A 20359-nucleotide genomic window follows, 5' to 3' on the forward strand; every position below is an offset into this window, starting at 1 on the left:
GCGGGTTCCTTCAGGGCATCGGTTTCGATGCCTTAAAGGTTAGGGGTTGCACCTGCGCGCCATAAGGCGAATTCGCACTAGCCGCACTAGTGCATTTGCACGTTCAAGGCTTGTGTTTAAGTCGCAGTTCCCCGGCAAACAGCCCGCGTTCACGGGCCCACACGATGGCCGCGCTGCGGCTGTGCACGCCCAGCTTCGAATACACCGTGGCCACATGGTTACGCACAGTGTTGGGCGCCAGTTTCAGGCGCGAGGCGATCTCCTTGTCGGCCAGGCCTTCGCAGATCAAGCCCAGCACGTCACGCTCACGGGCAGTGAGGTCGGTGAAGGCGATATTGGGCAGGTTGGGGCTGTTGACGCTCTTGGCGTTGGCCAGCTTTTCGATCAGGGTCTGGCTGAACCATGAGGCGTCCTGCATCACTTCCTCGATGGCCGCCACCAGCTCCAGCTCCGAGCGCTTGCGTTCGGTGATGTTCATCAGCACCAGCAGGTAGCAGGGCACGTCCTCGATGATCACGGTGTCGGCGGACACCACGCAGTCGATTACTTCATGGCCTTTCTTGCGCACCTTGAGGTCGAGGCCTTCAAGGTTGCCGGCTTTTTCCAGGCTGGCGAACAACTGCGCGCCGGCGGTGGCGCTGTCGATGAAGTCGATATCCTCGATGGCTTTGCCGATCAACTCTTCGCTGATATAGCCGGTAATGCTCATGAACGCTTCGTTGACGTCCACCACCTGGCGGTTGGCGGCGCTGCACACCAGGGTCGGCACCGGCGTCAGGCGGAAGGATTTGGCGAAGCGTTCCTCGCTCTGGCGCAGGGCGATTTCCGCCTTGCGGCGCGGTTCCAGGTCCATGAAGGAAAACAGCATGCAGTCTTCCTCGTTCATGTCCAACGGCTGGCCGGCGACGATCACCAGTTTGCTGCCGCCTTCGGGCAGGCGCAGTTCGGCCTGCATCTGCGGGATGGTCGCGCCTTCGCCCAGGCGCTGGATGGCCAGGTCCTTGCGTTCGGCCTGTTCCAGCACATCCAGCTCATACACGGACTTGCCGATGACCTGGTCGCGGTTGTAGCCGGTCATCTCCAGAAAGCCCTGGTTGACCTTGATGTAGCGCAGGTCGCTCAAGCGGCAGATCACCGCAGGCGCCGGGTTGGCGTTGAAGGTTTTTTCAAAGCGTTGCTCGGCGCTGGCCCATTCGGTGGCGTCGCTGAGGATCAGCACGAGCAACTCGGGCTCGCCGTGGGAGTCGCTTATCACCAGGCTGCGCAGGCGGTGCACCCAGGTTCTGTCGGGGTCGCCCAGGGGCGTGACTTCCACCACCACATCGCTGAACTCTTCGCCCGCCGCCGCGCGCGCCAACGGGTAGTTTTCCAGCAGCACGGGATGGTTGTTGCGATAGCGCAGGGCAAAGCGTTCGGCGTACTCGCGGGTGTTGGCACCCAGGGCCATGACTGCCTCGATACCGTGCATGGTCAACGCGGCTTCATTGGCCCAGAGGATGGTCTGGTCGACTTCGGCGAGGATGATCCCATCGGACAGCCCGGAGATGATCTGCTGCAGTTGGCGGCGATTGGTTTCTTTGGCAAGAACGTCCTGGGTCATAGGTTCTCCGGCGGTGAAAGGGCGCATGGAAGTACGACACGCGGGCTTGAGGATAGTGCAGAGAAATTGCCGGGGGAGGGGTGCGAATGCACCAGGCTGTCTGGTGCATATGGGCCACGACTGAACGGATGTCGTTTCGCCACACTCCCATCCATCAAGGCAAATTGCCTTGCTCCTATAACTTGTGAAGGACCTTTGTATGACCACTGTCTATGAAACGAACCGTTCGTTGTTTCGTGTGTCCTGGAGCTCGGTATTGGCCGGTAGTGCAATTGCACTGGTGACGTACCTGGTATTGAGCGTGCTGGGCACCGCCATTGGCGCCAGCGCAGTCGATCCCATGGAGGCGGGTAACCCACTGGCCGGTTTCGGCACCGGTGCCGGGATCTGGCTGTTTGTCTCGACACTGGTGGCTATCGCCCTCGGCGCATTTGTGGCCGGTCGCACCGCACCGGACCGTGGCGGCCTGCACGGCGTACTGACCTGGACCCTGACCACCTTGCTCACCACCTGGCTCCTGGCCGGGCTGGCCGCGAGCGTGGTCGGCACCGCCGGCAATGTGGTGGGCAAGGGGCTGTCGGCTGCTGGTAGCGGTATTGCCGCCGCAGCGCCGGGGATCGGCAACAGCCTCAAGCAGCAGTTGAACGAACAAGGCATCCAGCTGGACTGGAACAGCCTGCAGGGGCAATTCGATACCTTGCTCAAACAAAGCGGCAAGGCTGAGCTGGACCCGGCCAACGTCGAGCAGAAAACCGACCAGGCCGCCGCGGATGGCAAACAATCGGCAACCGATGCAGCGTCCAACCCGGCCCAGGCTGGTGATGAATTGAAGCAGTGGTTCGAGCGTGTCAAAGCCTCCGGTGAACCGGCGTTGAACGCCGCCGATAAGGACGCGTTGGTCAACATCGTTGCGGCCCGTACTGGCAAGAGCAAGGAAGAAGCCACGCAGATCGTCGACAACTATGCCAAGGCGTATGAGCAAGCCATGCAGAAGGTTGATGAGCTCAAGCAACAGGCCGAGCAGAAAGCCCGTGAAGCCGGTGAAGTGGCAGCCAAGCAACTGTCCCGTGCCGCGTGGAGCACCTTGGCGATGTTGCTGTTGGGTGCGGCGTTGAGCTTCTTTGTAGGCCGTATCGCGCTGACGACCCGTCGTGTGCCGTTGGCTTAATTGACCCCACACGGTCAAAACTGTGGGAGGGGGCTTGCCCCCTGCCACATTTGCAATTGTGTATTGAGTGCGGCTGCATGCTTGCCAAAACCAGCCGATTCTGGGAAAACCCCTGCCTTTGCGCATTCGACGAGACCCGCCATGAATCATGACGAACTCCAGATCACCGACCTCCGCCAGGGCGACGGCAAAGCCGTGGTCAAGGGCGCGCTGATCACCACGCAATACACCGGCACCCTGGAAGACGGCACGGTGTTCGATTCGTCCTGGGAGCGGGGCAAGCCGTTCCAGTGTGTGATCGGCACCGGGCGCGTGATCAAGGGCTGGGACCAGGGCTTGATGGGCATGCAGGTCGGCGGTGTACGCACGCTGTTTGTGCCGGCCCACTTGGCGTATGGCGAGCGCTCGATGGGCGCGCATATCAAGCCCAACAGCAATCTGCGGTTTGAAATTGAATTGTTGGAAGTGCTGACTCGGGAGGATTGAGGCGTGCCGTGTCGCGGCTTCCTGAACCCATCCTGAAGAATCTTCTTATTCACCATACGGAAACTTTCCTACGGTTTACTCTCCTGAAATCGGGGCGTAAGCTTCGCGCGTTTTCATCAATAGCGGAGACCCTCAGTGGGTACTTGTTCGAGTGACAGTTGTCGGCCGGTCTCGGTAACCGGCACGTACTTGGCAAGGTAACGCGCATTTTTTCAGGTGCCGTTATCTCGCCAATCATAGCGAGAAGCGGCATCCCGGCAGCGGCCAGTCCTGGCCCCTGTCTGATCCCCTCTCATCGACGCTGACCAGCACCTGACTCACCTCGGGATGCTACGGACGCGCCTGCCTTTTTTCGGCAGGCGGGCCACGCTGGCTGTGCCTGTAAAAAGGGCGCGGCGCAGACGGCCGTACCTGCTCGACGGTTTTTCCTCGCGCAGGAGTAACACCATGAACCTGACTCTGTTGAAAGAGTTCTTTGCCGGCTTCCTGCGGACCCGGCACATCGCCCGGCATTTCCGCCGCCTGGCGATGCTCGACACCGTGACCGACGCCAGCGTCAGCCGCGAAGTGCCGCCGACCCTGGCGCAAACCCTGGTGGTCGCAGCCAACAGCAGTGCCGTGCAATTGCTCGGGACCCTGGGTAGCCACACCGAGGGTTTGAACACCCAGGAAGCCGACGCCCTGCGCGTGCAATACGGCCTCAACGAGGTGGAGCACGAACAGCCGCTGCCGTGGTGGGTGCACCTGTGGCACTGCTACAAAAACCCGTTCAACCTGCTGCTGACCTTGCTTGCGGTGATCTCCTGGCTGACCGAAGACATGAAGGCCGCCACGGTGATTTTCTCCATGGTGGTGCTCTCGACCCTGCTGCGTTTCTGGCAGGAGGCCAAGTCGAACAAGGCCGCGGATGCCTTGAAAGCCATGGTCAGCAACACCGCCACGGTGCTGCGTCGCGATGCCGCCAAGCGCATTGAATTGCCGATCAAGCAACTGGTGCCGGGCGACCTCATCGTGCTGTCGGCCGGGGATATGATCCCCGCCGACTGCCGTGTGCTCAGCGCCAAGGACCTGTTCGTCAGCCAGGCCGCGATGACCGGTGAATCGATGCCGGTGGAGAAGTTCGCCCAGCAGCAGGACGCCCACACGCGCAACCCGCTGGACCTGGAAAACATCCTGTTCATGGGCACCAACGTGGTGTCCGGTGCGGCCACGGCGGTGGTCCTGACCACCGGCAACAGCACCTATTTCGGCGCCCTGGCGCAACGTGTGACCGCCACCGACCGCGCGACCACCTCGTTCCAGCACGGCGTAAACAAGGTCAGCTGGTTGCTGATCCGCTTTATGTTTGTGATGGCGCCGCTGGTGCTGTTCATTAACGGGTTCACCAAGGGCGACTGGACCGAAGCGCTGCTGTTTGCGCTGTCGATTGCCGTGGGGCTGACCCCGGAAATGCTGCCGATGATTGTCACGTCTACCCTGGCCAAGGGCGCGGTGTTTCTGTCGCGCAAGAAGGTCATCGTCAAGCGACTGGACGCGATCCAGAACTTCGGCGCCATGGATGTGCTGTGCACCGACAAGACCGGCACCCTGACCCAGGACAAGATTTTCCTGGCGCGCCATGTCGACGTGTGGGGCGAAGAGTCCGACGACGTATTGGAAATGGCCTACCTCAACAGCTACTACCAGACCGGCCTGAAAAACCTGCTGGACGTAGCGGTGCTGGAGCATGTGGAAGTGCATCGCGAGCTGAAAGTCGGCACCGCGTTCCACAAGGTTGACGAGATTCCCTTCGACTTCAATCGCCGCCGCATGTCGGTGGTGGTGGCCCAGGAGGGCTTGCCGCACTTGTTGATCTGCAAGGGTGCCGTGGAGGAAATCCTCTCTGTGTGCAACACCGTGCGCCATGGCGACAGCAACGAAGCGCTGACCGATGAGCTGCTGGCGCGCATCCGCCAAGTGACTGCGGCGTTCAACGAAGAAGGCCTGCGCGTGGTGGCCGTGGCGGCACAGCCGATGAACCCGGGGCGCGACACCTACAGCCTGGCGGATGAGCGCGACCTGACGCTGATCGGCTACGTGGCCTTCCTCGACCCGCCCAAGGAAAGCACCTCGCCTGCGCTCAAGGCTCTCAAGGCCCATGGCGTGGCGGTAAAAGTGCTGACCGGCGACAACGAGCTGGTCACCGCCAAAATTTGCCGTGAAGTGGGCCTGGAGCAACAGGGCCTGTTGATGGGCAACGACATCGAGGACATGACCGACGCCGAGCTGGCCAAGGCCGTGGAAACCACCAACGTGTTCGCGCGGCTGACCCCCAGTCACAAGGAGCGCATCGTGCGCCTGCTCAAGGCCAACGGGCATGTGGTGGGTTTCATGGGCGATGGCATCAACGACGCGCCCGCGTTGCGCACTGCCGATATCGGCATCTCGGTGGACAGCGCGGTGGATATCGCCAAGGAAGCGGCCGACATCATCCTGCTGGAAAAAAGCCTGATGATCCTTGAGGAGGGCGTGCTGGAAGGCCGGCGCACCTTCGCCAACATGCTCAAGTACATCAAGATGACTGCCAGCTCGAACTTCGGCAACGTGTTCTCGGTGCTGGTGGCCAGTGCGTTTATCCCGTTTTTGCCGATGCTGCCGATGCACCTGCTGGTGCAGAACCTGCTGTATGACATTTCGCAGATCGCGATTCCGTTCGATAACGTCGACGCCGAAATGCTCGCCAAGCCGCAACGCTGGCAGCCGGGGGAAGTAGGGCGCTTCATGCTGTTTTTCGGGCCGATCAGCTCGATCTTCGACATCACCACATTCGCGCTCATGTGGTACGTGTTCGATGCCAACACCCCGGACCATCAGACGCTGTTTCAGTCGGGCTGGTTCGTGGTGGGGCTGCTGACCCAGACGTTGATCGTGCACATGATCCGCACGCCGAAAATCCCGTTCCTGCAAAGCCGCGCAGCGATGCCGTTGATGGTGATGACCGGCGTGATCATGGCCGTGGGGATTTTCCTGCCGATGGGGCCGCTGGCGCACTACTTCAAACTGCAGGCGCTGCCGTCGTTGTATTTCGTGTTCCTGCCGGTGATTTTGCTGGCGTACATGGCGCTGACCCAGGCGGTGAAGGGCTACTACATCCGTAAGTTTGGCTGGCAGTAAAGCTACTGAAAGCACCGTGCCCGTGTGGCGAGCGAGCAAGCTCGCTCGCCACAAAAAGGCAGGCAGAGCGACAGAGTTAAAAGGAAGTTTTTATGCAAGCAATCAACAACATCAACCTCAATTCCCTGATCGACACCCTGGTGAGCCTCACCGCGGCCTTTATCCTCGGCGGCCTGATCGGTTTCGAGCGCCAGTACCGCCAGCGCACGGCGGGCTTGCGGACCAATGTGCTGGTGGCCGTGGGCGCGGCGATTTTTGTCGACATGGCCAACCGCCTGGGCGGCGCGGAAGGCGCGGTGCGGGTGGTGGCGTACGTGGTGTCGGGCATCGGCTTTCTGGGCGCCGGTGTGATCATGCGCGAAGAGGGCAATGTGCGCGGGCTCAACACGGCGGCCACGCTGTGGGCGTCGGCGGCGGTGGGGGCGTGCGCCGGTGCCGACCTGATCCTCGAAGCGCTGCTGGGCACGCTGTTTGTGCTGGCGGCCAATACGCTGCTGCGGCCGATCGTCAACAACATCAACCGCCAGCCGCTGGACGTGGTGTCGGCGGAGGTCACCAATATTCTGTATGTGATCGCCCGGCGTACCCAGCAAAAAGCTGTGCTGGCGTTGCTGGAAGCCGAGCTGGCGCGCTGCAACTACCCGGCCAGTGATGTTGACGTGCGGCCTTTTGGCACGGAGGAAGTGGAAATCGAAGCCACCCTGGCCGTGACGTCGGTGGACGGTGACGAGCTGGACGCGCTGGTGGCGCGGATCTCCCTCTCGACCCTGGTGGTGCAGGCATTCTGGAGCCCAAGTACCACTGAGTAACTTTCCTAATTGTTGCGAGGAAAAGTCCCACAAGTACTCGAGATTATCCCTTCATTTGAAACACGGCGCCGTTGTTAAGGTTGCGCGCCGCGACAGCCTAGGAATACGGCTGCGGCGTTACCTGGTTAGCGTGTTGTTTCAAGAGGAGGGGCCTTTACTGCCGGCAGTGTTGTAGGAGTAATCAGTGCCGTTTATCGGAACTGGTACTTTTCACAGGTAGCTAGGTCTCGCGTGATATGTGAGCGTACCGATCCTCTTAGGGGAGTTTTATGAGCAATAAAGCGTTAGTTGTGGATGACCATCCTTTCATACGCGCGACCGTCAAGCACCTGTTGAAGCAAGAAGGCTTCGACAGTATCTTCGAAGCGGGCAACGGCGCGGATGCTTTGCAGATTGCGCGCGAGGAGCGTCCGGACATCGTCATCCTCGACTTGGCAATGCCCAGGCTCGGCGGGTTGGAGGTGATCAGCCGAATCAAGGCGCTTGAGCTGCCGTGCAAGATTCTGGTGCTGACTTCGTATCTGGCGATGTTTTTTTCCACCCGCTGCATGCGCGCCGGGGCGATGGGGTTTGTGGCCAAGACGGGGGAACTCGATGAGCTGCAAAAGGCGATCAGGGCGATCCGGTCCGGCTACAGTTGTTTCCCCAGCCTGCCCACCAGCTCGGTGCGTCGCGATGATTTGCAGTCCACCGAACAGGAGTTGGTGGATGCGCTGTCCGACCGTGAGCTGACGGTATTGCAAAAGCTGGCGCTGGGCCTGGGCAACAAGGAAATTGCCGAGGACATGTTGTTGAGTCACAAAACCATCAGTACCTACAAGACGCGGCTCAAGGAAAAGTTGCGTATGTCTTCGGTGGTGCACCTGTCCAAATTTGCGCAGCGCAACCACCTGATCTGAAATGAACCCTTCCCGGCTGATCAACCTGACGGCCAGCCTGCTGATGGGCCTGTTGCCGTTGGCAACGATGGCCCTCGACGAGCCGCAAACCCTGCGGCTGTTGGGGCATTCAAGCCTTGAAAACGTTGACGTGCGGCTGGACGAAGGCGACTGGCGCTGGCTGCGCGAGCAGCGCACGTTGGCGATGGGCGTGTCGGCGCCCGATTACGCGCCCTTTGATCTGAGCAACAACCAGGAAGAGTTTGAAGGTATTACCGCCGACTATGCGGCGCTGATCGCCCAGGTGCTGAACATCACCATCGAGGTGCGGCGTTACGACACCCGCGATGAGGTGATTGAAGCGCTCAAGACCGGCGCCGTGGATTTTGTCGGCTCGGCCAACGGCTATGAAGCGGCCGACCCCAAGCTGTTGCTGTCGCGTGCCTATGCCAATGACCAACCCACCCTGGTGACGCGGGTGGGCGACACCCAGGCACTGAGCGTCGACCTGGCGGGCCGGCGCGTGGCGATGCTCTACCACTACATGCAACCCGATGCGGTCCAGGCGTTTTACCCCAAGGCGCAGTTGCTGCTGTTTGGCTCGACCTTCGAGGCAATCGGTGCGGTGTCGTTCGGCCAGGCGGATGTTTACCTGGGCGACGCCATCAGCACTCGGTATCTGATCAACAAGAACCACCTCAACAATGTGCGCATGGCGGATTTTTCCGCCATGGAGGCCAACCCGTTCGGCTTCGCGGTCCCCAGGGCCAACAGGCGTTTGCTGCACATCCTCAATTCGGCGCTGGCCGTGGTTTCCGCCAACAAACAGATGGAGATCCTGCGCCGCTGGAGTGCGGGCGGCATTGGTTTCCTCGGCGCCGAGCGGTTGCGCCTGAGCGACAGTGAGCAGCGCTGGCTGGATAAACATCCGCGGGTGAAAGTGGCGGCGTTCGACAAGTTTGTCCCGCTGTCGTTTTTCAACGAGCAGGGGCAATTCGAAGGGTTGAGCGCCGAAGTACTTTCGCGGATCAGCTTGCGTACGGGCCTGAAGTTCGATGTGCAGCAGGGCGGTACGCTGCCGCATCAAATCGACGCCGCCAGTGACGGGCAGGTCGACATGCTGGCGGTCATCACGCCGAGCGTCGAGAACGCCGAGAAGATCCGCTTCACCCGGCCCTACCTGTCAAACCCCTACGTACTGGTGGTTTCGGCCAATAACGAGCACCTGGTGACCCTGGAAGATATGCCCGGCAAGCGCCTGGCGCTGGTCAGCGGCAACAGCCTGGCGGCGCAGATCGCCGAGGATTATTCAGGTATCGAGTTTGTCGCTGCCGAGAACACCGAGCAGGCGCTGGCGTTGGTGGCCAAAGGCGATGTTGACGGGACCGTGGTTTCGCTGATGAGTGCGCGCTACATGAGCATGCGCTATTACCGTGAGCGCTTGCGCATCACCAGCACCGTCGGCAGGGAGCCGGCGCGCTTTACGTTTGGGGTCAATCGCAGCCAGTTGGAGCTGTATTCGATCCTCGAGAAGGCTTTGCTGAGTATTACCCCCGAGGAGATGGACGAGTTGACCAACCATTGGCGCAGCGAAATCATCATCGAAGACAGCTACTGGATCCATCACCGCACGGTGATTATCCAAGGATTTGGCCTGGCCGCGCTGCTGCTGTTGGTCACCCTGGGCTGGGTGTTCTATTTGCGTAACCTGATTCGCAAGCGCGCCCAGGCCGAGCGGGCCTTGAGCGACCAGATGCGATTCATGAGCGTGCTGATCGATGGCACGCCGCATCCTATCTACGTGCGCGATCGCCAGGGCCGGTTGATGGCTTGCAACAACGCCTACCTCGATGTGTTCGGTTTCAGGTTGGAAGACGTTATCGGCAAGACCGTGGTGGAAACCGACACCGGCAACCCGCCCCAGGCGCAGTCGTTCCAGAGTGATTATTTACGCTTGATGGAGCTGGGCGAGCCGCAGATCCATGACCGCGTGCTCAAGCTGCCCGATGGCGGCGTGTTGACCATCTACCAATGGATGCTGCCGTACCGCGACAGCAATGGCCGTGTGGTGGGCATGATTGCCGGCTGGGTCGATGTCAGCGAACGCCAGCGCTTGCTGGGGCAGTTGCAGGAAGCCAAGGAGGAGGCCGACGCCGCCAACCGCGCCAAGACCACCTTCCTGGCGACCATGAGCCATGAGATCCGAACGCCCATGAATGCCGTGATCGGGATGATCGAACTGGCCCTGAAAAACGCCGAGCAGGGCAGGGCTGACCGCGATGCGCTGGAGGTGGCGTCGGTCGCTTCGCGGGGCATGCTGGAGCTGATCGGCGATATTCTCGATATCGCGCGAATTGAATCCGGCCATCTCTCCCTCAGCCTGGAGCCGGCCAACCTGCATGAACTGCTGGGCTCGGTGGCGCGGGTATTCGAGGGGCTGGCACGGGACAAGGGCCTGGTACTGCAGGTGGACCTCGACCCCTTGATCGACCGTTCGGTATTGACCGACCCGCTGCGTTTCAAGCAGGTGGTGTCCAACCTGCTGGGTAACGCCATCAAGTTTACCTCCACCGGTGAAGTACGCCTGGGCGCACAGGCGGACCAGGCCATAGCGGATGGACCGCTGAGCCTGCGGTTATGGGTGGAAGACACGGGCATTGGCATCAGCGCCGAAGACCAGCAGCGCCTGTTCAACCCGTTTGTCCAGGGCAGCAATAACGAGCAATCGTCGCGCAGCGGTTCGGGCCTGGGGCTCATGATCAGCCGTAATCTGTGCGAAATGATGGGCGGCCAACTGCACTTGAGCAGTGTGTTGGGCAAGGGCACGCGCGTGGACGTGACCTTGGCTCTGGTGATGAGTGCTGCTGTGCCGGCGGCCCCGCCTGTGCCGCCTGTGCCGTCGGCGCGCGCGTTGAATATCCTGGTGGTAGACGACTACCCGGCCAACCGCGTGTTGCTGGCGCGACAGCTGAGCTTTCTGGGGCATCGCATCGTCACCGCCGAGGATGGCAACCAAGGGTTTGAGTTGTGGCAAGGCGGTGGTTTTGACGGTGTGATCACCGATTGCAATATGCCCTTTAAGGACGGTTATGCGTTGGCGCGCGATATTCGTGAACAAGAACGCCAGCGCGGGCTGGCGCCGTGCCTGTTGCTCGGTTTCACGGCGAATGCCCAGCCACAGGAGGTCGAACGTTGCCAGGAAGCCGGCATGGACGGTTGCTTGTTCAAGCCTACCGGGCTTGACGACCTGCGCATGGCCTTGGCCGCGCTCACCTTCGGTGCCGTCACGGATCACGCTGCAGCGGTGTTTGATTTAAGTGCGCTGATCACCCTGACCGATGGCGACAAGTACGCGCTCAACGAGTTGCTGGAGCCCTTGATCGGGAGCCTGCTGGAAGACCGCGCGGTGCTCGCACGTCTTCCGACGTCGGTTGATTTTGCCAAACTCTATGACCTGGCCCATCGCGTCAAGGGCGGGGCTCGCATGGTCAAGGCCCAGGCGCTGATCAGCTGTTGCGAGACGTTGGAGGGTGTCTGTGAGCGGCGCGACAGTGATGCACTGGGCGCCGCGTTGGCGGCAATCGGCGTGGCCATCGAGCGTTTGCATGACGCGCTGGTTCGCTACTGCAGGCAGGCTTGAGTGCGGAACATGGCCATTCGGTAGGTTTGGGATAACTCCTACGCGAAGGGGGAACATACCTGATTTTGTCTTGCAGATATGTCTGGAAAATGGGCCTCGCTCACTGACGAGCACTGCCTGCCCAGGGGGTTGCCATGCCGAACAAAGCACTCACCATCCTGATCGCCGATGAACAGCACATGCAACGGCTGCACATCGAAAAAATGCTCAATCGATTGGGGTACCACCGGATCGTGCCGGTGCAAACCTTTGAAGAAGTCCAGATACTCGCCGCCATCCCGGCCAGGCCCTTTGATGTACTGATCATCAATTCGGGCCTGACGCTCCATACCTCTGGTGCCCAGCCTCAGGCTCGCCATGTGCTGGTCTACGACCTGCTGGAGCCGGGCCCGCCGGTTGGCGCAACGCCGGATGTGCTGGTACGCCTGCCGGGCGTACCCGACAACGTCAATCTGGAACACTTCATGGATATCGTCGATCCACCCAATGCCACGGCGGGCCTGAGGGTGTTGCCGTGGCTGCGGGAGTTATCCCGCGGCCACGTGGCCGGTCTCTAGTCCCACTTCGGCGCGATACCCTTGGGGCTGGTCAAGCGGTGGCCGCGCTCCAGGCCGGCAATCTGTGCCATGTCGGCATCGCTCAAGGTCAGTTGCAGGGCTTTGAGGTTGCTTTCCAGGTTGGCACGCTTGGTCGACGAGGGGATCACCGCATAACCCGACTGCATGGCCCAGGCGAGGGTCACTTGCGCCGGGGTGGCCTGATGGCGTTCGGCGATCTGCTGGATCACCGGGTCCTTGAGCACCTCGCCGTAGGCCAGGGTCATGTACGACGTAATCTGGATGCCGTTGGCGGCTGCGAAATCCGCCACCTTGCGGTTTTGCAGGTAGGGGTGCAGTTCGACCTGATTGGTGGCGATATGCTCGGCGCCGACGGCGGCGATAGCCTGCTTCATCAGGTCTATGGTGAAGTTGGAAATACCGATCTGGCGCGTCAGGCCCTGGCGTTTGGCTTCAAGCAATTGGCCCATGAATTCGGCGACCGGCACCTGGTCTTCCGGTGATGGCCAGTGGATCAGGGTCAGGTCGAGGTAGTCGGTCTTGAGCTTGCGCAGGCTCTCCTTGAGGCTCGCAATCAACTGGCCTTTGGCGAAGTTGGCGATCCAGATCTTGCTGGTGATAAACAGCTCATCACGCGGTACGCCGCTGTTGGCGATGGCCTGGCCGACATCGGCTTCGTTCTCGTAGATTTGCGCGGTGTCGATCACGCGGTAGCCCAGTTCCAGGCCAGTGCTCACGGAGTCGATCACCACCTGGCCCTGCAGGCGGAAGGTGCCGAGGCCGAAGGCTGGTACGTTTTGCGTGGGGGTAGACATCAGTAACTCCTGAAGGGGATATGAACAATGGAGTCGAGTATCCGCCCGTCGTTCCTTCGGAAAAACCGCCGTCTCTGAAAAGGACTCTTTACCAGGAATCACAAGTGCCGCGCCACTGTCGCCAGTTCCTGTAGGAAACGTCTCCATTCGCACCTGATGCCCAAAGCATCGCCGGTGTTTCGGGGCTTGATGAGGCGCTGTACCCGCTGTAGCAGCGCCTAGTTCGATCAGGCCTGGGCGCGAAGGCGCTCGGCGGCACTGCGCAGCAGTTGCTCGGTGGCGTTCCAGCCCAGGCAGCCGTCGGTCACCGATACGCCGTATTTCATCGATGGGCTCAACGGCTGGCAACCTTCGAACAGGTGGCTTTCGAGCATCACGCCGATCAGCGAGGTGTCGCCCTGCAAACGCTGCTCCAGCACATCGTTGAACACTGCCGGTTGGCGCAATGGGTCCTTGCCGCTGTTGGCATGGCTGCAATCGACCATGATACGCGCCGCCACTTTGGATTTGGCCAGGTCGTGCTTCACCTGCGCCACATGCTGCGCATCGTAGTTCGGCCCACGGTGGCCGCCGCGCAGCACCAGGTGCGTGTCGGGGTTGCCGGGAGTCTGGATGATTGCCGGGTGGCCCTGGCTGTCGACGCCGAAGTGGCGGTGCGGGTGGGCGGCCGAGCGCATGGCGTCGCAGGCGATAGCGACGCCGCCATCGGTGCCGTTCTTGAAGCCCACGGGCATGCCCAGGCCGCTGGCCATTTCGCGGTGGATCTGCGATTCGGTGGTGCGCGCGCCGATCGCGACCCAACTGAGCAGGTCATCGAAGTAGCCGGCGGCCATGGGTTGCAGCAGCTCGGTGGCCACAGGCAGGCCCAGGCGCAGCATTTCGCGCATCAGCTCGCGAGACAGGGTCAGGCCTGCGGCCATGTCATCGCTGCCGTCCAGGTGCGGGTCGTAGGCCAGGCCTTTCCAGCCGATGGTGGTGCGCGGTTTTTCGACGTAGGCGCGGATCACCAGCAGCATCTGGTCGCTGACGTCCAGCGCGAGTTTCTTCAAGTTGCGTGCGTATTCCATGGCCGATTCGGGGTCGTGGATCGAACACGGGCCGACAATTACCAGCAGGCGTGAGTCTTCGCCATTGAGGATGGCGCGCACGGCTTGGCGATGGGCGTGGATCTGCTCGTTGAGGAACGGGCTGAGGGGGAGCTGGTGTTTAAGCTCAAGGGAACTGGGCAGGCGCTGGGTCAGGGCTTCATTGGCGCTGGTCAGGTTCGAAACGGGCAGAGCGGCGGTGGCAGAGTTCATATTCAAGGCTTCCTGGGCAAGCGGCGGGTGGGTCCCGCGCGCTTGGCCTACTGGGGTGTTCGACAATTGGCCGTACTGGCTACGTGTGTTGGCTTGCCACCAATAGGTGACCGGTCGGAGGCGGCAGGCTGTCCCGAACGGAGCTTGCTAAATCGCCATGCAGTCGAAGTGTCGTAACGGTAATAAGTGGCGTAGTTCATGTCGTGATTCCTTTTAATGTTCGGTGTGAAGCAAAATTATTGAGGCCTGAAAAAACAAAACCCCCGGTCGGGGAGCCGACCGGGGGTTAGATTTCTCTGGTAGGCGACCCCTTGAGTAGTGGGCGCCGATTTCAGGTATCAGGCGCGCCAGTGGCTAAACCAATACCCAAAATAAAAGCTGACCAGTGCGCTCGAACCGTTCACACGGGTAGCCGACACCGAGCGCGGGGCGCTGGCAGCAGGGCAAACCTGAGTGTGGGTGAGTTGCAACATGGTGTGTCTCCAAATGATGGGGGGAGCTTACTAGAGGCACGCGAGAGTATTCAATCAGTAATTTCTATCACCTGGGGGGCTTACGGCTATGAGGAGGGTGCCGATATGCTGGCTACACTTGAAAATAATGATTGCTCGGACGCGACCATGACTGCCTTTACCCTTGCTGCAGCTCAATCCATTTCCATCCCTGGCGATGTGCCGGCGAATATCGAACGCCACCTGGCATTGATGCGCACAGCCGCAGAGCACGGTGTGCAATTGCTGGTGTTTCCTGAATTGTCATTGACGGGCTACGAGCCGTCGTTGGCGGCCGCATTGGCCATTGCTCCGCAGGACGCTGTGCTGGCGCCGTTACGCGAGTTGGCGCGGACGCTGCAACTGACGGCGGTGGTGGGTATGCCGGTCCGCCTGGCACCTGAAGATGGCGTGCTGATTGGCGCTCTGGTGCTGGGCGCGGATGGCTCCCTGGCGATCTATACCAAGCAACATTTGCATGCAGGCGAGGAAGTGGCGTTTGTACCGGGGCAGGGCGGTGCGACCCTTGAGTTGGGGCGTGACCGGGTTGCGCTGGCGGTGTGCGCGGACTTTTCCCACGCCAGCCATCCACGTGCTGCTGCGGACTCGGGCGCAACGGTATACGCCGCCGGGGTGCTGATCAGCGAAGGTGGCTACGCAACCGACAGTGCGTTACTCCAGGGTTATGCCGCCGAGCATGGTCTGGTGGTGTTGATGGCCAACCATGGTGGCCCCTCGGGTGGCTGGGTCTGTGCCGGTCGCAGCGCTATCTGGGCCGCTGATGGTGGGTTGCTGGTCGCCGCGCCGGGCGTCGGCGAGGCGCTGGTGATTGCCCGTCGAGATGACGGTCGTTGGGCTGGCAACGTGGTGGTGCTTTAAATGGCCTTTAATCTGCGCGCCGCGACGGATCAGGATCTGCCATTTGCAAGAACCCTGACCCATCAGGCCATGAACCCCTATTACTTGCAGTACCGGTTGCTGTGGTCCAACGATGGCTTCGATATCGCCTGGGCCGGCCGCGAAAACTGGCTGATTTGCCGGGATGAAAGCGTCCTGGGTTTCATCAGCCTGAGCCGCGACAGCAGGGCGCTGTATATCCGCGAGTTACATATGCTCGAGGGGTGTCGTGGGCTTGGCGCAGGAAGCTGGGTGTTGGAGCAGATGGCGCTCAAGGCGCAGGCGCTGGGCCTGTTGCGGTTGACCGTATACAAGTCGAATCCGGCCAGGGTGCTCTATCAGCGCATGGGGTTCAGTATCGTCGGTGATGAAGACTGCTTCTGGCGAATGGAGCGTGTCTGCGGTTCAAGCTAAACCATGCGCTCAATCCTAATAAGCGCATACTGCTTTCAGGAGCCGACTTCCTGACCGTTGTTTTGACCATCGGCCTCAGCAAGGATGATCCCCTCTTTCATGCCCAGAAGGACCGCTACCTTATGGGCCTCTCCACGCCGTCCCTTTTTGCGCCCTGCGAGCACTTGATAGGTGGTTGCCGGATCTACGCCATGTTCACGGGCGAATGCCTGAACGGATTTTCCTTGGTGTTCCAGCCAGGCTTTGGCTTGTGCAGCTGTACGAATACCGGGCATAGTTCAAAACCGTTCAAGTTTGTTTAAAACGAGATGAGTACGTCACCTCTTGGGGTGTGCAAAAATAGGATCATACATCCAAATGAGTGGAATCGGTTCGCGCTTGCGGCAAGAAAGAGAGCGACTAGGTCTGTCGCAAAAAGTTTTTGGTGAAATAGGCGGCGTCGAGGCCAACGCCCAAGGTAAATACGAAAGTGGAGGGCGTGCGCCCAAGGCTGATTACTTGTCGCGTGTCGCCGCAAGGGGTGTGGATCTGTTGTACGTGTTGACCGGTACTGCCACGCCGATTCAACTGGAAAACCTGAGCCATGTCGAAGAGAAGGTGCTGGTTGACTACCGCTCCATGTTCAAGGAAGACCAGGATGCAATCCGCCGTCTGACGTCGACCCTGGCCGAACATTCTGTTTCATCAAATGGAAAAGCCAAGGTTTCCCCCCAGGATTCCTGACCCGTCGCCCAGTAAATCTGGCCGCCTGTCGTTCGGCAGGCGGTTACTGCGCCCTCAAACTCTATATATATGACGCTTGCAGCTAGGTCTGCGCCTTGGTTTTTTGCTAAGGTGTTCAGCAACCTATAAGACCATATCGCGAGGTGTCTGCTTGATTAGGGTGCTAGTAGTCGATGACCATGATCTCGTTCGTACAGGCATTACACGAATGCTGGCTGACATCGATGGCCTGCAAGTAGTCGGCCAGGCCGAATCGGGGGAAGAGTCCCTGATCAAGGCCCGGGAGTTGAAGCCCGATGTGGTGTTGATGGACGTCAAGATGCCCGGTATCGGTGGGCTTGGCGCCACGACCAAATTGTTGCGCAGCCATCCGGACATCAAAGTCGTGGTGGTCACCGTGTGCGAGGAAGATCCGTTTCCTACCCGCCTCTTGCAGGCAGGGGCTGCCGGCTACCTGACCAAGGGCGCAGGCCTGGCGGAAATGGTGCAAGCCATTCGCCTGGTGTTTGCCGGCCAGCGCTACATCAGCCCGCAGATTGCCCAGCAGTTGGCGATCAAATCCTTCCAGCCTGTCAGCGACTCGCCATTTGACGCGTTGTCGGAGCGGGAAATCCAGATCGCCTTGATGATTGTCGGCTGCCAGAAGGTGCAGACGATCTCAGACAAACTGTGCCTCTCGCCCAAGACCGTCAACACCTACCGTTATCGCATTTTCGAGAAGCTCGCCATCAGCAGTGATGTTGAATTGACCCTGCTCGCGGTGCGCCACGGCATGGTGGACGCCAGCGCCTGACATGACCACGCCGTTTGATCCCAGTGCCTTCCTCTCAACCTGCAGTGGCCGCCCCGGCGTGTACCGCATGTTCGACAGCGAGGCGCGCCTGCTGTACGTGGGCAAAGCCAAGAACCTGAAAAACCGCCTCGCGAGCTACTTTCGCAAGAGCGGCCTGGCGCCGAAGACCGCTGCGCTGGTGGCGCGTATCGCCCAGGTCGAAACCACCATCACCGCCAATGAAACCGAAGCGCTGCTGCTTGAGCAGACGTTGATCAAGGAATGGCGGCCGCCCTACAACATCCTGCTGCGCGACGATAAATCCTACCCCTACGTGTTTTTATCCGACGGTAATTTCCCGCGCCTGAGCATTCACCGCGGTGCCAAAAAAGCCAAGGGCAAGTATTTCGGGCCCTATCCCAGTGCCGGTGCGATTCGCGAAAGCCTGAGCCTGCTGCAAAAGACCTTTTTTGTGCGCCAGTGCGAAGACAGCTTCTACAAGAACCGTACGCGGCCGTGCCTGCAATACCAGATCAAGCGTTGCAAGGCGCCGTGCGTGGGTTTGGTTGAGCCGGCGGAGTACGCTGAGGATGTGCGCCATTCGGTGATGTTCCTCGAAGGTCGCAGCAATGCCCTCACCGATGAACTCTCTGGCGCCATGGAGCAGGCCGCCGGTACCCTGGATTTCGAACGGGCTGCAGAGCTGCGCGACCAGATCTCCCTGCTGCGCCGCGTGCAGGATCAGCAAAGCATGGAAGGCGGCACCGGTGATGTGGATGTGATCGCGGCGTTCGTGAATCCGGGCGGCGCCTGTGTGCACCTGATCAGCGTACGGGGCGGGCGGGTGCTGGGCAGCAAGAACTTCTTCCCGCAGACCGGTATCGACGAGGAAGTCGCCGAAGTCATGGCCGCGTTCCTGGGCCAGTACTATGTCAGCAGCCCTGAGCGCGACTTGCCGTCTGAACTGATCGTCAACGTGGTGCATGAAGACTTCCCCACCTTGATCGAGGCGATCCACGAACTGCGCGGCCGCGAGCTGGACATCAGCCATCGCGTACGCGGCACGCGCGCGCGCTGGCAGCAACTGGCCGTGACCAACGCCGAGCAGGCCCTGGGCGCACGCCTGGCCAATCGACAGCACGTCGCCGCGCGCTTCGACGCCCTGGCCGAAGTCCTCAACCTGGACGAACCGCCCCAGCGCCTCGAGTGCTACGACATCAGCCACTCCAGCGGTGAGGCCACCGTGGCGTCCTGTGTGGTGTTCGGGCCGGAAGGACCGATCAAGTCCGACTACCGGCGCTACAACATCGAAGGCGTCACCGCCGGTGACGATTACGCGGCCATGCACCAGGCCCTGACGCGACGCTTCAGCAAACTCAAGGACGGGGAGGGCAAGCTGCCGGATATCCTGCTGGTGGACGGCGGCAAGGGCCAGCTGTCAATGGCCCGTGATGTGCTCAACGAACTCGCGGTGCCCGACCTGATCCTGCTCGGCGTGGCCAAGGGCGCCACGCGCAAGGCCGGTTTCGAGACGTTGTACTTGAATGATGCGGCCCATGAGTTCACTTTGAAGGGCGACTCACCCGCCCTGCACCTGATTCAACAGATTCGCGACGAAGCCCACCGTTTCGCCATTACCGGCCACCGTGCCCGACGTGGCAAAACCCGGCGAACCTCAACCCTGGAAGGGGTGGCGGGTGTCGGCCCGACGCGTCGGCGTGATCTGCTTAAACATTTTGGTGGCTTGCAGGAGCTATCCCGTGCCAGCATTGACGAAATTGCCAAAGCACCCGGTATCAGTAAAAAGCTCGCTGAGTTGATTTATGCAAGTCTGCACAGCGAATAGAATGCCTTTCCACCTCGTAGCCAGTTGTGCCGATGAATATCCCTAATCTGATCACCGTACTACGCGTCCTGCTTATCCCGATTTTTATTCTGTTGTTCTATTTGCCCTACGAATGGAGCTACATGGCCTCCAGTTCGGTGTTCGCCTTTGCGGCCGCCACCGACTGGCTCGACGGCTACCTGGCCCGCCGCCTGGAACAGAGCACGCCGTTCGGCGCGTTCCTCGACCCGGTGGCCGACAAACTTATGGTGGCCGTCGCCCTGGTCCTGCTGGTACAGGAGCACGGCAACCTGTGGCTGACCTTGCCGGCTGCGGTGATCATCGGCCGCGAGATCGTCGTCTCGGCCCTGCGCGAATGGATGGCCGAAATCGGCGCCCGCGCCCACGTTGCCGTCTCCAACATGGGCAAATGGAAAACCGCCGCGCAAATGCTCGCGCTGGTCATCCTGCTGGCCAACCCGTCGGACTTCACCTTCTGGGTCCTGCTGGGCTACGCCTTGCTGCTGATCGCTGCCGGCTTGACCCTGTGGTCCATGCTCCAGTATCTGCGGGCCGCCTGGCCACATCTGCGCACTGAGGTTGAAAAGAAATAAAACTTTTTTGAATCAAGAGGTTGACGGGTGCTCAGGATTCTATAGAATGCGCATCACCAAGCGGGAATAGCTCAGTTGGTAGAGCACGACCTTGCCAAGGTCGGGGTCGCGAGTTCGAGTCTCGTTTCCCGCTCCAAGTATTAAAGAAAAAGCCACTCAATCGAGTGGCTTTTTTTTGCCTGTGATTTTAGGAATAGACGCTTCGGCGTCTTTTTCGTT

At 60.6% G+C, this 20359-nt stretch carries 17 protein-coding genes and 1 tRNA gene; 14 read left to right on the forward strand and 4 right to left on the reverse strand.

What is annotated here, in order from left to right:
• Positions 1-103: 103 nt before the first annotated feature.
• Complete coding sequence (locus AC0IYH_RS24455) at positions 104-1600, reverse strand: PAS domain S-box protein (RefSeq protein WP_471836612.1); 1497 nt, start codon at positions 1598-1600, stop codon at positions 104-106.
• 199 nt (positions 1601-1799) lie between these two features.
• On the opposite strand from AC0IYH_RS24455, the gene AC0IYH_RS24460 reads away from it, so the two are divergent.
• The 7 genes from AC0IYH_RS24460 to AC0IYH_RS24490 all read left to right on the forward strand — a co-directional run bounded on the left by AC0IYH_RS24460 (position 1800) and on the right by AC0IYH_RS24490 (position 12291).
• Positions 1800-2768: a hypothetical protein gene (locus AC0IYH_RS24460; protein ID WP_471836614.1), complete on the forward strand. Its 969-nt coding sequence runs from the start codon at positions 1800-1802 to the stop codon at positions 2766-2768.
• 141 nt (positions 2769-2909) lie between these two features.
• Complete coding sequence (locus AC0IYH_RS24465) at positions 2910-3254, forward strand: FKBP-type peptidyl-prolyl cis-trans isomerase (RefSeq protein ID WP_122773770.1); 345 nt, start codon at positions 2910-2912, stop codon at positions 3252-3254.
• Between the two features lie 447 nt (positions 3255-3701).
• A complete protein-coding gene (gene mgtA / locus AC0IYH_RS24470; RefSeq protein WP_471836616.1) occupies positions 3702-6407 on the forward strand; it encodes a magnesium-translocating P-type ATPase in 2706 nt (901 codons plus the stop codon).
• Between the two features lie 92 nt (positions 6408-6499).
• On the forward strand, positions 6500-7216 hold the full coding sequence (locus AC0IYH_RS24475) for an MgtC/SapB family protein (protein WP_078732510.1): 717 nt from the start codon (positions 6500-6502) through the stop codon (positions 7214-7216).
• A gap of 269 nt (positions 7217-7485) precedes the next feature.
• The gene (locus AC0IYH_RS24480) at positions 7486-8115 is read left to right on the forward strand and encodes a response regulator transcription factor (RefSeq protein WP_116630041.1); all 630 of its coding nucleotides are present in this window, start codon (positions 7486-7488) and stop codon (positions 8113-8115) included.
• 1 nt (position 8116) lies between these two features.
• Positions 8117-11734, forward strand: coding sequence for a transporter substrate-binding domain-containing protein (locus tag AC0IYH_RS24485; protein WP_471836618.1), 3618 nt, complete (start codon positions 8117-8119; stop codon positions 11732-11734).
• A gap of 134 nt (positions 11735-11868) precedes the next feature.
• Positions 11869-12291 carry a PleD family two-component system response regulator gene (locus AC0IYH_RS24490; RefSeq protein ID WP_122773772.1) on the forward strand — a complete coding sequence of 141 codons (423 nt, stop codon included), beginning with the start codon at positions 11869-11871 and terminating at the stop codon, positions 12289-12291.
• Here AC0IYH_RS24490 and dkgB read toward each other — a convergent pair.
• Positions 12288-13106 (reverse strand): 2,5-didehydrogluconate reductase DkgB, encoded by an 819-nt coding sequence (gene dkgB / locus AC0IYH_RS24495; protein WP_471836619.1) that lies wholly within the window; start codon positions 13104-13106, stop codon positions 12288-12290. The two genes, AC0IYH_RS24490 and dkgB, sit on opposite strands and share 4 nt — an antisense overlap.
• Before the next feature lie 227 nt (positions 13107-13333).
• Positions 13334-14404 carry a 3-deoxy-7-phosphoheptulonate synthase gene (locus AC0IYH_RS24500; protein WP_471836620.1) on the reverse strand — a complete coding sequence of 357 codons (1071 nt, stop codon included), beginning with the start codon at positions 14402-14404 and terminating at the stop codon, positions 13334-13336.
• A 620-nt stretch (positions 14405-15024) separates the two neighbouring features.
• On the opposite strand from AC0IYH_RS24500, the gene AC0IYH_RS24505 reads away from it, so the two are divergent.
• Positions 15025-15774 (forward strand): carbon-nitrogen hydrolase family protein, encoded by a 750-nt coding sequence (locus AC0IYH_RS24505; protein ID WP_471836622.1) that lies wholly within the window; start codon positions 15025-15027, stop codon positions 15772-15774.
• On the forward strand, positions 15775-16206 hold the full coding sequence (locus tag AC0IYH_RS24510; RefSeq protein ID WP_116630046.1) for a GNAT family N-acetyltransferase: 432 nt from the start codon (positions 15775-15777) through the stop codon (positions 16204-16206).
• A gap of 35 nt (positions 16207-16241) precedes the next feature.
• On the opposite strand, the gene AC0IYH_RS24515 is transcribed toward AC0IYH_RS24510, so the two are convergent.
• The gene (locus tag AC0IYH_RS24515; RefSeq protein ID WP_471836624.1) at positions 16242-16481 is read right to left on the reverse strand and encodes a DNA-binding protein; all 240 of its coding nucleotides are present in this window, start codon (positions 16479-16481) and stop codon (positions 16242-16244) included.
• A gap of 82 nt (positions 16482-16563) precedes the next feature.
• On the opposite strand from AC0IYH_RS24515, the gene AC0IYH_RS24520 reads away from it, so the two are divergent.
• The 5 genes from AC0IYH_RS24520 (at position 16564) to AC0IYH_RS24540 (ending at position 20276) form a co-directional block, all read left to right on the forward strand.
• Positions 16564-16929 carry a helix-turn-helix domain-containing protein gene (locus AC0IYH_RS24520; RefSeq protein WP_116630048.1) on the forward strand — a complete coding sequence of 122 codons (366 nt, stop codon included), beginning with the start codon at positions 16564-16566 and terminating at the stop codon, positions 16927-16929.
• 151 nt (positions 16930-17080) lie between these two features.
• Positions 17081-17722 (forward strand): response regulator transcription factor GacA, encoded by a 642-nt coding sequence (gene gacA / locus AC0IYH_RS24525; protein ID WP_032886613.1) that lies wholly within the window; start codon positions 17081-17083, stop codon positions 17720-17722.
• Between the two features lies 1 nt (position 17723).
• Entirely contained in the window at positions 17724-19547 is a 1824-nt protein-coding gene (gene uvrC, locus AC0IYH_RS24530; protein WP_116630049.1) for an excinuclease ABC subunit UvrC, read from the forward strand.
• Between the two features lie 32 nt (positions 19548-19579).
• Positions 19580-20140 (forward strand): CDP-diacylglycerol--glycerol-3-phosphate 3-phosphatidyltransferase, encoded by a 561-nt coding sequence (pgsA, locus tag AC0IYH_RS24535; protein WP_116630050.1) that lies wholly within the window; start codon positions 19580-19582, stop codon positions 20138-20140.
• A gap of 60 nt (positions 20141-20200) precedes the next feature.
• Positions 20201-20276, forward strand: a tRNA-Gly gene (locus tag AC0IYH_RS24540).
• The last annotated feature ends 83 nt before the right edge of the window (positions 20277-20359 follow it).

It is taken from the genome of Pseudomonas sp. AC463, assembly GCF_979253585.1.